Annotated in this window: 13 protein-coding genes; 11 read left to right on the forward strand and 2 right to left on the reverse strand. The window is 74.7% G+C overall.

The features are described 5' to 3' along the window. The first annotated feature begins 133 nt into the window (after positions 1 to 133). The 11 genes from BUE41_RS32405 to BUE41_RS10675 all read left to right on the forward strand — a co-directional run bounded on the left by BUE41_RS32405 (position 134) and on the right by BUE41_RS10675 (position 11,355). Positions 134 to 259, forward strand: coding sequence for a hypothetical protein (locus BUE41_RS32405; protein WP_268794463.1), 126 nt, complete (start codon positions 134 to 136; stop codon positions 257 to 259). A gap of 674 nt (positions 260 to 933) precedes the next feature. Then, positions 934 to 1,938, forward strand: coding sequence for a tetratricopeptide repeat protein (locus BUE41_RS10635; RefSeq protein WP_200803852.1), 1,005 nt, complete (start codon positions 934 to 936; stop codon positions 1,936 to 1,938). Next, positions 1,935 to 3,014: an HAD-IIA family hydrolase gene (locus BUE41_RS10640; protein ID WP_084754737.1), complete on the forward strand. Its 1,080-nt coding sequence runs from the start codon at positions 1,935 to 1,937 to the stop codon at positions 3,012 to 3,014. The genes BUE41_RS10635 and BUE41_RS10640 overlap by 4 nt, the downstream gene beginning before the upstream one ends. After that, positions 3,011 to 3,172: a hypothetical protein gene (locus BUE41_RS31245; RefSeq protein WP_200803853.1), complete on the forward strand. Its 162-nt coding sequence runs from the start codon at positions 3,011 to 3,013 to the stop codon at positions 3,170 to 3,172. The genes BUE41_RS10640 and BUE41_RS31245 overlap by 4 nt, the downstream gene beginning before the upstream one ends. Before the next feature lie 5 nt (positions 3,173 to 3,177). Next, complete coding sequence (locus tag BUE41_RS10645; protein WP_073457087.1) at positions 3,178 to 3,972, forward strand: TlyA family RNA methyltransferase; 795 nt, start codon at positions 3,178 to 3,180, stop codon at positions 3,970 to 3,972. Next, on the forward strand, positions 3,969 to 4,880 hold the full coding sequence (locus tag BUE41_RS10650) for an NAD kinase (protein ID WP_073456885.1): 912 nt from the start codon (positions 3,969 to 3,971) through the stop codon (positions 4,878 to 4,880). The genes BUE41_RS10645 and BUE41_RS10650 overlap by 4 nt, the downstream gene beginning before the upstream one ends. 73 nt (positions 4,881 to 4,953) lie before the next feature. Beyond that, positions 4,954 to 6,738 (forward strand): DNA repair protein RecN, encoded by a 1,785-nt coding sequence (recN, locus tag BUE41_RS10655; RefSeq protein ID WP_073456886.1) that lies wholly within the window; start codon positions 4,954 to 4,956, stop codon positions 6,736 to 6,738. Between the two features lie 71 nt (positions 6,739 to 6,809). Next, entirely contained in the window at positions 6,810 to 8,006 is a 1,197-nt protein-coding gene (gene steA, locus BUE41_RS10660; protein WP_073456887.1) for a putative cytokinetic ring protein SteA, read from the forward strand. After that, positions 8,003 to 8,920: a copper transporter gene (locus BUE41_RS10665; protein WP_073456888.1), complete on the forward strand. Its 918-nt coding sequence runs from the start codon at positions 8,003 to 8,005 to the stop codon at positions 8,918 to 8,920. The genes steA and BUE41_RS10665 overlap by 4 nt, the downstream gene beginning before the upstream one ends. 75 nt (positions 8,921 to 8,995) lie before the next feature. Beyond that, positions 8,996 to 10,732 carry a CTP synthase gene (locus tag BUE41_RS10670; RefSeq protein WP_073456889.1) on the forward strand — a complete coding sequence of 579 codons (1,737 nt, stop codon included), beginning with the start codon at positions 8,996 to 8,998 and terminating at the stop codon, positions 10,730 to 10,732. Then, on the forward strand, positions 10,729 to 11,355 hold the full coding sequence (locus tag BUE41_RS10675; protein ID WP_073456890.1) for an NUDIX domain-containing protein: 627 nt from the start codon (positions 10,729 to 10,731) through the stop codon (positions 11,353 to 11,355). Before BUE41_RS10670 ends, BUE41_RS10675 begins: the two co-directional genes overlap by 4 nt. 1 nt (position 11,356) lies before the next feature. Here BUE41_RS10675 and BUE41_RS10680 read toward each other — a convergent pair whose 3' ends face one another. Then, positions 11,357 to 11,956, reverse strand: coding sequence for a DUF1707 domain-containing protein (locus BUE41_RS10680; protein WP_143172088.1), 600 nt, complete (start codon positions 11,954 to 11,956; stop codon positions 11,357 to 11,359). Between the two features lie 32 nt (positions 11,957 to 11,988). Continuing rightward, positions 11,989 to 12,510: a DUF1707 SHOCT-like domain-containing protein gene (locus BUE41_RS10685; RefSeq protein WP_073457089.1), complete on the reverse strand. Its 522-nt coding sequence runs from the start codon at positions 12,508 to 12,510 to the stop codon at positions 11,989 to 11,991. Between the last annotated feature and the right edge of the window lie 28 nt (positions 12,511 to 12,538).

The raw sequence follows: 12,538 nt of genomic DNA on the forward strand, positions 1-12,538 counted from the left end.
TGGTACTGCACTCGCTAGGGTGTGGGAGAGTAGGTCGCCGCCGACATCAAACCCGCTGTTAAGAGGGGCCCTCGCTGATGCGAGGGCCCCTTTTTGTATCCTTGCTCGGTGAGTATCGCGGATGGTTCCGGCGATGACCACCCGCGAGGCAGGGATCGCTCCGGGTCGGCCGGTCGCGCAGCGCGGAGGGATCGGCCCGCGGATCGTGGATCCGGTGAGCGAGCAGGAACGGGTTGGCAGCGTCATCCTGGTCGGATGAGTGACGACGCGCGCCGTGACGCCGGCGACGACCACCCGCGCGACCGTGACCGCGATCGTGAGCGTGGTCGGGAGCGTGGCTGGGAGCAGGGCCGGGGGTCACAGGGGCGGCCGCGCAGACCGCGCGACGCGGACGGCCCGCGGATCGGCGAGGGCTGGCGCGCGCGTGAGGGCGAGCGGCGCGGGGACCGCCCCTGGCGGAACCGGCGCGACGCGGGTGACGGCCGTGCGTACGACGAGCGCTCCGATGCACGGGAGGGCGGTCGGAACGCGCGCGACGGGAGGCCGTGGCGGGAGCAGCCGAGCGGTCGCGACGACGATCGCGGCTACCGGGCCAGCGGCGACCGGCCGTGGCGGCATCGCGACCGGGACCGTGCGCGGGGCGAGCGCGGCCGGGATGAGCACCGCACTGATGACGCTGCTCGCAGGGGCGACGAGCGGCCGCGGCGGGACCGGGCGGCTGATCGCGACCGCCCGGTCCGCGACGACCGCGCTGCCCGTGGAGCGCGGCGGGCCCGCGCCGAACGGCCCGGCCGGGCGCCTGGACGGGAGCGTGCGGCGGCCCGGGCGGCCCGACCGTCGGCGCCGCCCCTGTCCGACGACATCAAGGCGACGCAGCTGGACGCCGCTGCCCGCCGGGATCTGCGCGGACTGCAGAAGGAGACCGCGGAGGTCGTGGCGCGCCACCTGGTGGCGGCCGGCCGTGCGCTGGAGGACGATCCCGAGCTGGCGCTGGAGCACGCGCGGTACGCGCGGCAGCGGGCGTCGCGGATCGCCGTCGTGCGGGAGGCGGCCGGTATCGCGGCGTACCGGGCAGGTGAGTGGGCCGAAGCGCTGAACGACCTGCGCGCGGCGCGGCGCATGGGGGGCGGGCCCGGACACCTCGCGGTGATGGCGGACATCGAGCGGGCACTGGGCCGGCCGGAGCGCGCGATCGAGCTGGGCCGCAGCCCCGAGGTGAAGCAGCTGACCCGGGCCGAGGCGATCGAGCTGCTGATCGTCGTCGCCGGCGCCCGCCGCGACCTCGGTGAGCACGACGCCGCCGTCGTCACCCTGCAGATCCCCGAGCTGGACCCGGCGCGGCGCGACCCGTGGTCTGCGCGGCTGTTCTACGCCTACGCCGACAACCTGCTCGCCGCCGGGCGCACGAGCGACGCGATCCAGTGGTTCGTCCACGCCTACGACGCGGACGAGGACGACGAGACCGACGCCGCCGAGCGCATCGCGGAGCTGACCGGGGAGCCGCTGGATCAGGTGGAGGTCGACTTCCTCCCCGACGAGGTCGACGAGGACGCCGATTCGGCTGGCGCGCAACCAGACGACGCGCGACCAGACGACGCGGAACGGGAGGACGCGGAACGGGAACCCGACTCCGCGTCCGAGGGGTCTGACGAGCACGACTCGTCCGCGGAGGACTCCGCGCAGCCGAAGGGTGACGCCGACGCTTCCGCCGACGAGGTGGTGTCCCCGGACCCGGCCGGGTCCTCGCCCGACTCGGTGGCGGCGGACCAGCCCGACGCGGAGCCGAGCCCGACTGCTCCCGACACCGGGAACCGGGTCGGAAGGCCCGATCCGGTCGGGTCCGCACCGGTGACCGAGCCGGCGCAGCTGCCTGCCACCACCGCTGCCGGGGTCGCAGCGGCACCGGCCCGCCCGTCCGAGGAGGAGTCCGCACCGTGACCTCGGGGACCGCTTCGGGAACGGCCCTGCGCGACCAGCACGACGTCCTGCTCGCCGATCTGGACGGCACGCTCTACCGGGGCAAGGGCGCCGTCCCGGGCGCGGTGGAGGCAGTGCGGGCCGCGGCCGAGCGCGGCTGCCGCACGGCGTACGTGACCAACAACGCCTCCCGCCGCCCGGCCGACGTGGCCGCGCACCTGACCGAGCTGGGATTCCCTGCGGAGCCCGCCGACGTCGCGACCAGCTCCCAGGCCGCGGCGGCCATGCTCGCCGAGCGGCTCGAGCCGGGTTCGCGCGTGCTCGTTGTCGGCACGGAGGCGCTGGCGGAGGAGGTGACCGCGGTCGGGCTGGTCCCGGTCCGCGCGGCCGACGGGGCCGTGGCGGTCGTGCAGGGCTACAGCCCCGACACCGGCTGGCGCGACCTGGCCGAGGCGGCGGTCGCGCTGCGCGGGGGCGCGCTGTGGGTCGCGTGCAACGTGGACGCGACTCTACCGACCGAGCGCGGGCTGCTGCCGGGAAACGGATCCATGGTGGCTGCGCTGCGCACCGCGACGGGCCTGACACCGCTGGTCGCGGGCAAGCCCGCCCCGGCGCTGCTGCAGGCCGCGGCGCGCCGGACGGGGGCCACCGCGCCGCTGGTGATCGGGGATCGGCTCGACACCGACATCGAGGGCGGACGCGCTGCCGGTCTGCCGACGCTGCTGGTGCTCACCGGCGTGTCCACCCCGGCGGAACTGCTCGCCGCGCCGCAGGAGCGCCGCCCGGACCTCGTCGCCGCCGACCTGGGTGCGCTGGCCGAGCCCGCGGACGCGCTGCGGATCGGGCCGCAGCCCGGATGGACGGTCACCCGCAGCGGTGGGTCGCTCGTCCTGTCCGGCTCCCCGGACACCCCCGATCCGCTCACCGCGCTGCGGGCCCTGTGCGCGGTGCACTGGGCGGACGGTGGCGGCCCGGTGACGGTCGTCGCGGACGGCGCCGCGGCCGCGGCGGCGCTGAGTGAGCTGGGCCTCGTCGCGCCGTCGGACAGCTCGGCTACCGTGGCGGGGAAGGCCACTGCACCGGGAGCTGCTCGATGACGAATCCCCTGCCGGACGACGGGCAGGCCGTCGCCCGTGCACTCGCAGAGCTGGACACCCTCGCCGAGCGACCGCTCGCCGAGCACGTCGAGGTGTTCGAGCGCATCCACGCCGCGCTCGGGGCGGCGCTGGCCGCCGGCTCGGCCGGCTCGGCGTGACGGTGGTGGCCACCAGGGCCCGGCTCGACGCCGAGCTGGTGCGCCGAGGTCTGGCCGCCTCACGGCGGCAGGCCGCGGAGTACATCGCTGCCGGCCGCGTCACCGTCGACGGGATGCCGGCAGCCAAGCCCGCCACCGTCGTCGGTCGCGACACCCCCATCGAGGTCGCGGCCGCGGGCGAGCGGGAGTGGGCCTCCCGCGGCGCGCACAAGCTGATCGGCGCCCTCGACGCGTTCGAGGTGTCGCCCGCGGGGCTGCGCTGCCTCGACGCCGGCGCGTCCACCGGTGGGTTCACCGACGTGCTGCTCGACCGGGGCGCCGCCGAGGTCGTGGCCGCCGACGTCGGCTACGGGCTCTTGGCGTGGCGGCTGCGCACCGACGAGCGGGTGCGGGTGCACGACCGCACCAATGTCCGCACGCTGCGACCGGAGGACATCGGGGGAGTGGTCGACCTGACCGTCGCCGATCTGTCGTTCATCTCGCTGCGCACCGTCCTGCCCGCGCTGCTGGCGTGCACGGCCCCGGCCGGCGCACTGCTGCCGATGGTGAAGCCGCAGTTCGAGGTGGGCCGCGCCCGGCTGCCGAAGGGTGGGGTGGTGCGCGATCCCGAGCTGCGCCTGTCGGCGCTCACCGACGTCGCGAACACCGCTCGCGAGCTGGGACTGGCCGTGCGGGCCGCGGTCGCGAGCCCGTTGCCCGGCCCGTCGGGCAACGTCGAGTACTTCCTGCACCTGGACCGCACCGGCCCCGACGCGGGCGACGACGTGCTCGCGACCGCCGTCGCGGAGGGCCCGGCGTGACCGCGCGGGAGATCCTCGTCGTGCTGCACTCCGGTCGCGAGACCAACCGCCGGGTGGCGGCCAGCGTCGCGCAGCGCCTCGCCGAGGACGGGGTGCGGCTGCGGGTGATCGGCGAGGAGTGGGCGGGCGTCGAGTGCGAGGGCCTGCCCGACGAGCTCGCCCCGCGCCTCGTCGAGGGCGGGCCGGGCTGCGCCGAGGGCGCCGAGGCCGTCCTGGTCCTGGGCGGCGACGGCACGCTGCTGCGCGCCGCGGAGATGGCCCGCCCGGTCGGCATCCCGCTGCTGGGGGTCAACCTGGGCCGCATCGGCTTCCTCGCCGAGACCGAGCAGGACCTGCTGCCCGCCGCGCTCGACAAGCTCGTCCACGGCGAGTACGAGATCGAGGAGCGGATGACCCTCGACGCCGTCGCCCGCTCCAACGGCGACGTCATCGCCCGAACCTGGGCACTCAACGAAGCCACCGTCGAGAAGGGCCACCGCGAGCGGATCCTCGAGGTCGTGTTGGAGGTCGACGGCCGCCCGGTGTCGGCGTTCGGCTGCGACGGGGTGCTCTGCGCCACCCCCACCGGCTCCACCGCGTACGCGTTCTCCGCGGGCGGGCCGCTCGTGTGGCCGCAGGTGGAGGCGCTGCTGCTGGTGCCGAGCAATGCGCACGCGCTGTTCTCCCGGCCGATGGTGATCTCGCCCGACTCCGAGGTCGCCATCGAGATCGACGCCAACGGGCCTCCGGCGCTGCTCGACTGCGACGGCCGCCGCACGTTCACCCTCCCGCCCGGCGCCCGGGTCGAGGTCACCCGCGGTGCCGTCCCGGTGCGGATGGTGCGGCTCGACGGCAGCCCGTTCGCTGACCGGCTCGTGCGCAAGTTCAACCTGCCCGTCCGCGGCTGGCGCGGCGCCCACCACGACTGACGCGCCACGAGCGGCCCTCGACATGCCGGGCCGCGTCACGGACGTGTCGGTACGGGTCCGTACCCTGCGACCCATGCTGGCCGAGATGCGCATCCAGGGTCTCGGCGTCATCGACGACGCGACCCTCGAGCTCGACCCGGGGCTGACCGTGCTCACCGGTGAGACCGGAGCCGGCAAGACCATGGTCGTCACCGGCCTGACGCTCCTCGGCGGCGGCCGCGCCGATCCGTCGCGGGTCGCGACCGGGGCGGAGCGGGCCGTCGTCGAGGGCCGGTTCACCGTCGACGAGGAGGTGCAGGAGCTGGCCGACGAGGTCGGCGCCGAGGTCGACGACGGCGAGCTGATCGCGGTGCGCACCGTCGGCGCCGACGGCCGCTCCCGGGCCCACCTCGGCGGCCGCTCGGTGCCCGTCGGGGTGCTGAGCCGGTTGGCGGAGGCCACCCTCGTCGTGCACGGCCAGAACGACCAGCTGCGGCTGCTGCGCCCTGCCGAGCAGCGCGCCCTGCTCGACCGGTTCGCTGGTCCGCCGGTGCTGGAGCCGCTGGCGCGCTACCGCGAGGTGCGGGCCGAGTGGCAGAAGACGATCACCGAGCTCGCCGAACGCCGCGACGGCGCCCGCCGCATGGCCCAGGAGGCCGACATGCTGCGGCTGGGCCTGTCGGAGATCGAGGCCGTCGATCCGCAGCCCGGCGAGGACGTGGAGCTGGTCGATCTCGCCAAGCGGCTCGCCGCAGCCGACGACTTGCGCAGCGTCGCAGCTGCCGCGCAGGCCGCGCTCGTCGGCGGGGTGGAGGGCTCTGATCCCGACCACCCCGACGCGATGGCGCTGGTCGGTGAGGCCCGCCACCGCTTGTCCGGGGCGGGCGACCCCGAGCTGGCCGCGCTCGACGCCCGCCTCGGCGAGGTCGTGGCCCTGCTCGGCGACGTCGGCGCCGAGCTCGCCGGCTACCTCGATCGGCTCGACGCAGATCCCGAACGGCTCTCCCAGGTCCTGTCCCGGCAGGCCGAGCTGAAGACCCTCACCCGCAAGTACGCCGCCGACATCGACGGCGTGCTGGCCTGGGCCGTGGAGGCCCGGCGACGACTGGAGCGGCTCGACACCTCCGACGAGGCGCTCGCCGCGCTCGCCGCCCGCCGCGACGAGCTGGCCGCGGAGCTGGCCCGCCACGCCGCCGCCGTCACCGCCGCCCGCACCAAGGCCGCCGAGACCCTCGCGAAGGCCACCACGGCCGAGCTGGCCGGGCTCGCCATGCCCGACGCGCGGCTGGAGGTGGTGGTCACCCCGCGCAGCGCCGAACCCGGCGCCGCCGACGTGCTGGAGATCGACGGCGCACCGCTCGTCGCCGGCGCCGACGGCGTCGACGAGGTGGAGCTGCGGCTCGTCGCTCACGGCGGCGCCCAGCCGCAGCCCCTCCACAAGGGCGCGTCCGGCGGTGAGCTGTCGCGGGTGATGCTCGCGCTGGAGGTGGCGCTGGCCGGCACCGACCCCGTGCCCACGATGGTGTTCGACGAGGTCGACGCCGGTGTCGGCGGCCGGGCCGCGGTCGAGATCGGCCGCCGGCTCGCCCGGCTCGCCACCCGCCACCAGGTCATCGTCGTCACCCACCTACCGCAGGTCGCCGCCTACGCCGACCGGCACCTGGTCGTCGACAAGCAGCGCGGCCCGAAGACCCGCAGCCGCGTCCGCGCCCTCGCCGAGGAGGAGCGGATCACCGAGCTGGCCCGCATGCTCGCCGGGCTCGACGACACCGACACCGGTCGCGCCCACGCCGAGGAACTGCTGGAGACCGCGCGGGCGCACCGTGCCGCCGATCGGTCGCGTTCGGCCACCCGAAGGAAGGCTGCGACGAGTCGGTGACATCACGGTCCGGCGTTTCTGCCGGGCAAGCCGCCGGCGGGGTGTCAGAGTGCGTGCATGGAGGTGTGCGCATGAAGCTGGCCGGGCTGATGAGCCGGAGCAGGCCGGAGCTGCCCGGGCTCGTCGGGATCGCCCGGGTCGACCGGCGCACGGAGAACCTGCTGCGCCGGCTCAAGCCCGGGGACATCGCCGTCATCGACCAGGTCGACCTCGACCGGGCGACCGCCGACGCGCTCGTCGCCGCCCAGGTCAAGGCGGTCGTGAACGCGGCCCCGTCGATCTCCGGCCGCTACCCCAACCTGGGGCCGAGCATCCTCGTCGACGCCGGCATCACCCTCGTGGACCGGGTCGGCCCCGAGGTGATGATCACCATCAAGGACGGCTCGCGCATCCGCATCGACGGCGGCGAGATCTTCGCCGGTGAGCTCAAGCTCGCCGAGGGCACAGCACAGGACGCCGACTCGGTGGCGGACGCGCTCGTCGAGGCGAAGGCGGGACTGTCCCACCAGCTGGAGGCGTTCGCCGCCAACACCACCGAGTTCATGCAGCGGGAACGGCAGCTGCTGCTCGACGGCGACGGTGTCCCCGAGGTCGAGGTCGAGCTCGCCAACCGGCAGGTGCTCGTCGTCGCCGCGGGCTACGACCACACGAAGGACCTGGCCGCGCTGCGCAGCTACATCCGCGAGTACCGGCCGGTGCTCGTCGGGGTCGGCGCCGGTGCGGACGCGCTGCTCGAGGCCGGGCACACGCCCGATCTCGTCGTCGCCAACCCGGAGGACGTCTCCGACCGCGCCCTGACCTGCGGCGCCGACATCGTCGTGCCTGCGGAACCGGACGGGCACGCGCCCGGGCTCGCGCGGGTGCAGGACCTCGGCGTCGGTGCGGTGACCTTCCCCAGCTCGGCCAACCAGGAGGACCTCGCGCTGCTGCTCGCCGCCCACCACGACGCCGCGCTCGTGGTGACCGTGGGGATGTCGGCGACGATGGCGGAGTTCCTCGACCGCGGTCGCTCCGGCAGCAACGCCTCCACGTTCCTCACCCGACTGCAGCTCGGCGGCGCGCTCGTCGACGGCCGCGTGATCGCGATGCTCTACCGCAGCCGCATCTCCGCCGGGATGATCCTGCTGCTGGTCGCGGCCGGGGCGGCGGCGGTGCTCGGGGCGCTGGTGGCCACGAACATCGGAGACGCCGCGCTCGCCTGGTTCGCGCAGACCTGGGACACGGTCGTCGCACCGATGGTCGAGACGATCAAGGGCTGGTTCGCGTGATCTCCTTCCGCGCGCACATCGTGTCGATCGCAGCGGTGTTCCTGGCGCTCGCCGTCGGGCTGCTGCTCGGGTCCGGCGGGGTGTCGAGCCGACTGCTCGACGCGGTGACCAACCGCAACGCGTCGCTGCAGGACCAGCTGACGGCCGTGACCGCCGAGCGGGACGCGCTCGCCGCGGCGGCCCGCTCGGCCGACGAGTTCGCCGAACGGGTGGGGCCGGCCGCGATCCGCGGCATCCTGCAGGGCCAGCGGGTGCTGCTCGTCACCGCCGCGGGCGCCGACGCCGGTGACATCACCGCGCTGACCGAGCTGGTCGGGCAGGCCGGCGCCACGATCACCGGCACCGTCGCGCTCACCGAGGCGGTCGGCGACCCGGCCCGCGGCGACCAGCTGCGCGAGCTGGCGTCGCGGCTGCTGCCGCCCGGCGCGCAGCTGCCCGCCGCGGCCGACACCGGCAGCATCGTCGGCGGGCTGATCGGCGGCACGCTGCTCGGGCCGGGCGCGGACACGAACGGGGCCAGCAGCGTCCTGTCCGGGCTCGCCGCAGCCGGTTTCGTGAGCCCGGGTGACGTGCCCGCCCCGGCCGACCTGGTGCTCGTCGTGACCGGCGGCGCGCTGACCGGTGTCGACGCCGGTGACGCCGCCGCCGTGGTCGCCCGGTTCGCCGCGCAGATGGACCGCCTCGGCCGCGGCACCGTGCTCGTCGGGCGCACCGGCACGGCCGACGCCACCGGCGTCGTCGGGGTGGCCCGCGCCGATCCCAACATCACCCGCGGCGTCTCCACCGTCGACGACGTGCAGACCGGGACCGGCCGCGTGTCCACGGTGCTGGCGCTGCGCGAGCAGCTCGACGAGCGCGCCGGCCGCTACGGCATGGCCGCCACGGCGACGGACGGTGCCGCCCCGAAGGCCTGATCATCCGCAGAGGTGATCATGGCCTCCCCGGGTCGCACTGCGGCCGGAGCGCGGGGAGCTGTACATTAGAGTTCCGTGCAACCTCGCGCGACGCGTCATCTGTTCGTCACTGGCGGGGTAGCGTCCTCGCTCGGCAAAGGCCTCACGGCCTCGAGCCTCGGTCGCCTCCTCACTTCCCGGGGACTGCGGGTCATCATGCAGAAGCTGGACCCGTACCTGAACGTGGATCCGGGCACGATGAACCCGTTCCAGCACGGCGAGGTCTTCGTCACCGAGGACGGCGCCGAGACCGACCTGGACATCGGGCACTACGAGCGGTTCCTGGACCGCGATCTCACCGGCCGGGCCAACGTCACCACCGGCCAGGTCTACTCCGCGGTGATCGCGAAGGAGCGTCGTGGCGAGTACCTCGGCGACACCGTGCAGGTGATCCCGCACATCACCAACGAGATCAAGGAACGCATCCTCGCGATGGCCGAGCCGGGCCCCGACGGGGTCGCGCCGGACGTGGTCATCACCGAGGTCGGCGGCACGGTCGGCGACATCGAGTCGCTGCCGTTCCTGGAGGCGGCCCGCCAGGTGCGCCACGACGTGGGCCGCGACAACTGCTTCTTCCTGCACGTGTCGCTGGTGCCGTACCTGGCGCCGTCGGGGGAGCTGAAGACGAAACCGACGCAGCACTCCGTCGCGGCGCTGCGCAACATCGGTATCCAGCCGGACGGGCTGGTCCTGCGCGCCGACCGGGACATCCCCGAACCGATGAAGCGCAAGATCAGCCTCATGTGCGACGTCGAGCAGGACGGCGTGGTCGCTGCCCCCGACGCGCCCTCGATCTACGACATCCCGCGGGTGCTGCACCGCGAGGGCCTCGACGCGTACGTGGTGCGCCGGCTCGGGCTGCCGTTCCGCGACGTCGACTGGACGGTGTGGGGCGACCTGCTCGACCGCGTCCACAAACCGGAGGAGACCACCCGCATCGCGCTCGTCGGCAAGTACGTCGACTTGCCCGACGCCTACCTGTCGGTCACCGAGGCACTGCGCGCCGGCGGGTTCGCCCACCGCGCCCGCGTCGAGATCGTGTGGGTGCCCTCCGACCTGTGCGAGACCCCGGCCGGCGCGGCCGCGGCTCTCGCCGACGTCGACGGGGTGCTGATCCCCGGCGGGTTCGGGGTGCGCGGCATCGAGGGCAAGGTCGGCGCCGTCCGGCACGCCCGCTTGAACAAGATCCCGGCGCTGGGGCTGTGCCTGGGCCTGCAGTGCATGGTCATCGAGGTGGCCCGCTCGCTCGCCGGGCTGGAGGGTGCGAACTCCGCGGAGTTCGACGAGAACACCCCGCACCCGGTGATCTCCACGATGGCCGACCAGCGCGACGTCGTCGCGGGGGAGCGGGACATGGGCGGCACGATGCGGCTGGGCGCCTACCCGGCGACGCTCCTCGCCGGATCGGTCGTGGCCGCCGCGTACGGCACGCGCGAGGTGTCCGAGCGGCACCGGCACCGCTACGAGGTCAACAACGCCTACCGGGGCAAGCTGGAGGAGGCCGGGCTGGTGTTCGGCGGCACCTCCCCGGACGGGAAGCTGGTCGAGTTCGTCGAGCTGCCCCAGGACGTGCACCCGTTCTTCGTCGGCACACAGGCGCACCCCGAGCTGAAGAGCCGCCCCACCCGCCCGCACCCGCTGTTCGCCGCGTTCGTGAAGGCCGCGCTGGACTACCAGGCCGCCGGTCGGCTGCCGGTCGAGCTGCCTGCGCGCGACCGCGTCCCCGTCAACACGGCGGCCAGCGCCGCCGTCAACACCACGGGCGCGTCGTGAGCCGCCACTCGTTCGACGTCGCCTCCAGCTCCGACATCTACGTCGGCAAGGTGTTCGCCGTCCGCAAGGACGAGGTGGTGATGCCCGGTGGGCGCACCGCCGTGCGCGAGGTCACCGAGCACCCCGGGGCGGTCGCGATCGTCGCCGTCGACGAGGACGACCGGGTGATGCTGGTGCACCAGTACCGGCACGCGGTGCGGCGTCGGCTGTGGGAGCTGCCCGCCGGCCTGCTCGACCACGCCGACGAGGAGCCGGTCGAGGCGGCGGAGCGGGAGCTCGCCGAGGAGGCCGGGCTGGCCGCGCAGCACTGGGAGGTGCTGGTCGACCTGGTGCCCTCGCCCGGCTTCTCCGACGAGGCGGTGCGGGTGTTCCTCGCCCGCGGGCTCACCGACGTCGGCCGCACCCCGACCGGCCACGACGACGAGGAGTCCGATCTCACCGCGCGGTGGGTGTCGCTGCCGGTGGCCGTGCGCATGGCCCTGGCGGGCACGATCGTCAACGGGGTGACCGTGGCCGGGCTGCTCGCCGCGCACGCGCTGCTCGGGTCGTCGGCGAAGGGCCGTGCGGTGGACGCGCCGTGGCCGGACCGTTCTTCGGCGTTCGCCGCCAGGAAGGCCGACTGAACTACCGCAGCGGGCGGCCGTACGGATCGGTCGGCCGGCCGGTGAGGATGACCAAGCCGTCGATCCAGCTCCAGAAGATCCCGATCCCGAAGAAGAACGTCGTCAGCAGCTGGGCGATGCCGAGCCCGGCGTGCCCGGCGTAGAACCTGCCCACGCCGAACGGCAGGAACAGCTGCAGGACGCCGGCGACGACCTTCTGCTTGTCGGAGTACGGGATGCCGGAGCCGGGCTCGCGGCCGTAGGGCGCGTCCGGGCCCGCGAACTGCGACGGGTGCGGCGGGGCGATCCGCTGGACCATCGGCGGACGCCGCCACACGTCCGGGCCGGACTGGTGCGTCGGTGGCTGGTGCGTCGGTGGCACCGTTGCCCGGTCTGCCGGGACGGGTGGCCCGAGGTGCGGCGGCCGCGGCAGCGGGGGCAGGTCGTGGAAGAGGTCCTCAAGCTCACCCACGGTGCGAGCGGCGAAGGCGGAGGCGCTGCGCTCGCCGTACTCGTCGGCGTCGAGCCGCCCCTGCGCGAAGTGTTCGCCGAGCGCCTCCACGGCGGCTCTGCGTTCCGCGTCGCCGATGCGCAGACGGCGCTGATCCGGTTGGGCACCCACCGCGACAGGATATGTGCGCGCCGTCCCCCGGTTCAGCGAAGGAGCCGTCCGTGGCCGTCGGCGGGGCGGCCGGTGAGGATCGCGATCCCGTCGAGCCAGCACCACAGCACGGGGACGACGAGCGCCGCCGGCGACCGGCCCGTGAGCAGCGGCATCGCGAAGAACAGCGACACGCCGAGCTGGGTGATGCCGAGCCCGACCCGGCCCGAGTAGAGGCGCCCGGTGCCGAAGGGCAGAACCAGCTGCAGCACCCCGGCCACCCACTTCTGCTTGTCGGAGAGCGGCATCCCGGTGGCTCCGTCCCGGCCGTAGGGCGCGGGTGGCGACCCCGGGTACGGCGCCGGCGGGGGCGGCAGCGCGGGCAGGTCGTGGAAGAGCGCATCCAGCTCGCCGCGGGTACGGGCGGCCCACGCGGCGGCGGTGCGCTGCTCGAACTCGGCCGGCTCGAGGCGGCCGAGGGAGAAGTGCTCGGCAAGTGCGTCCACGGCCTGCTGCCGCTCGGGATGACCGACGCGCAGCCGGCCGGGATCCTGCCGGGGATCGATCGCGCTCATCGCGTCACGGTAGATCACGACTCCGTCG

Source organism: Pseudonocardia thermophila, from assembly GCF_900142365.1.
GTDB classification, from domain to species: domain Bacteria; phylum Actinomycetota; class Actinomycetes; order Mycobacteriales; family Pseudonocardiaceae; genus Pseudonocardia; species Pseudonocardia thermophila.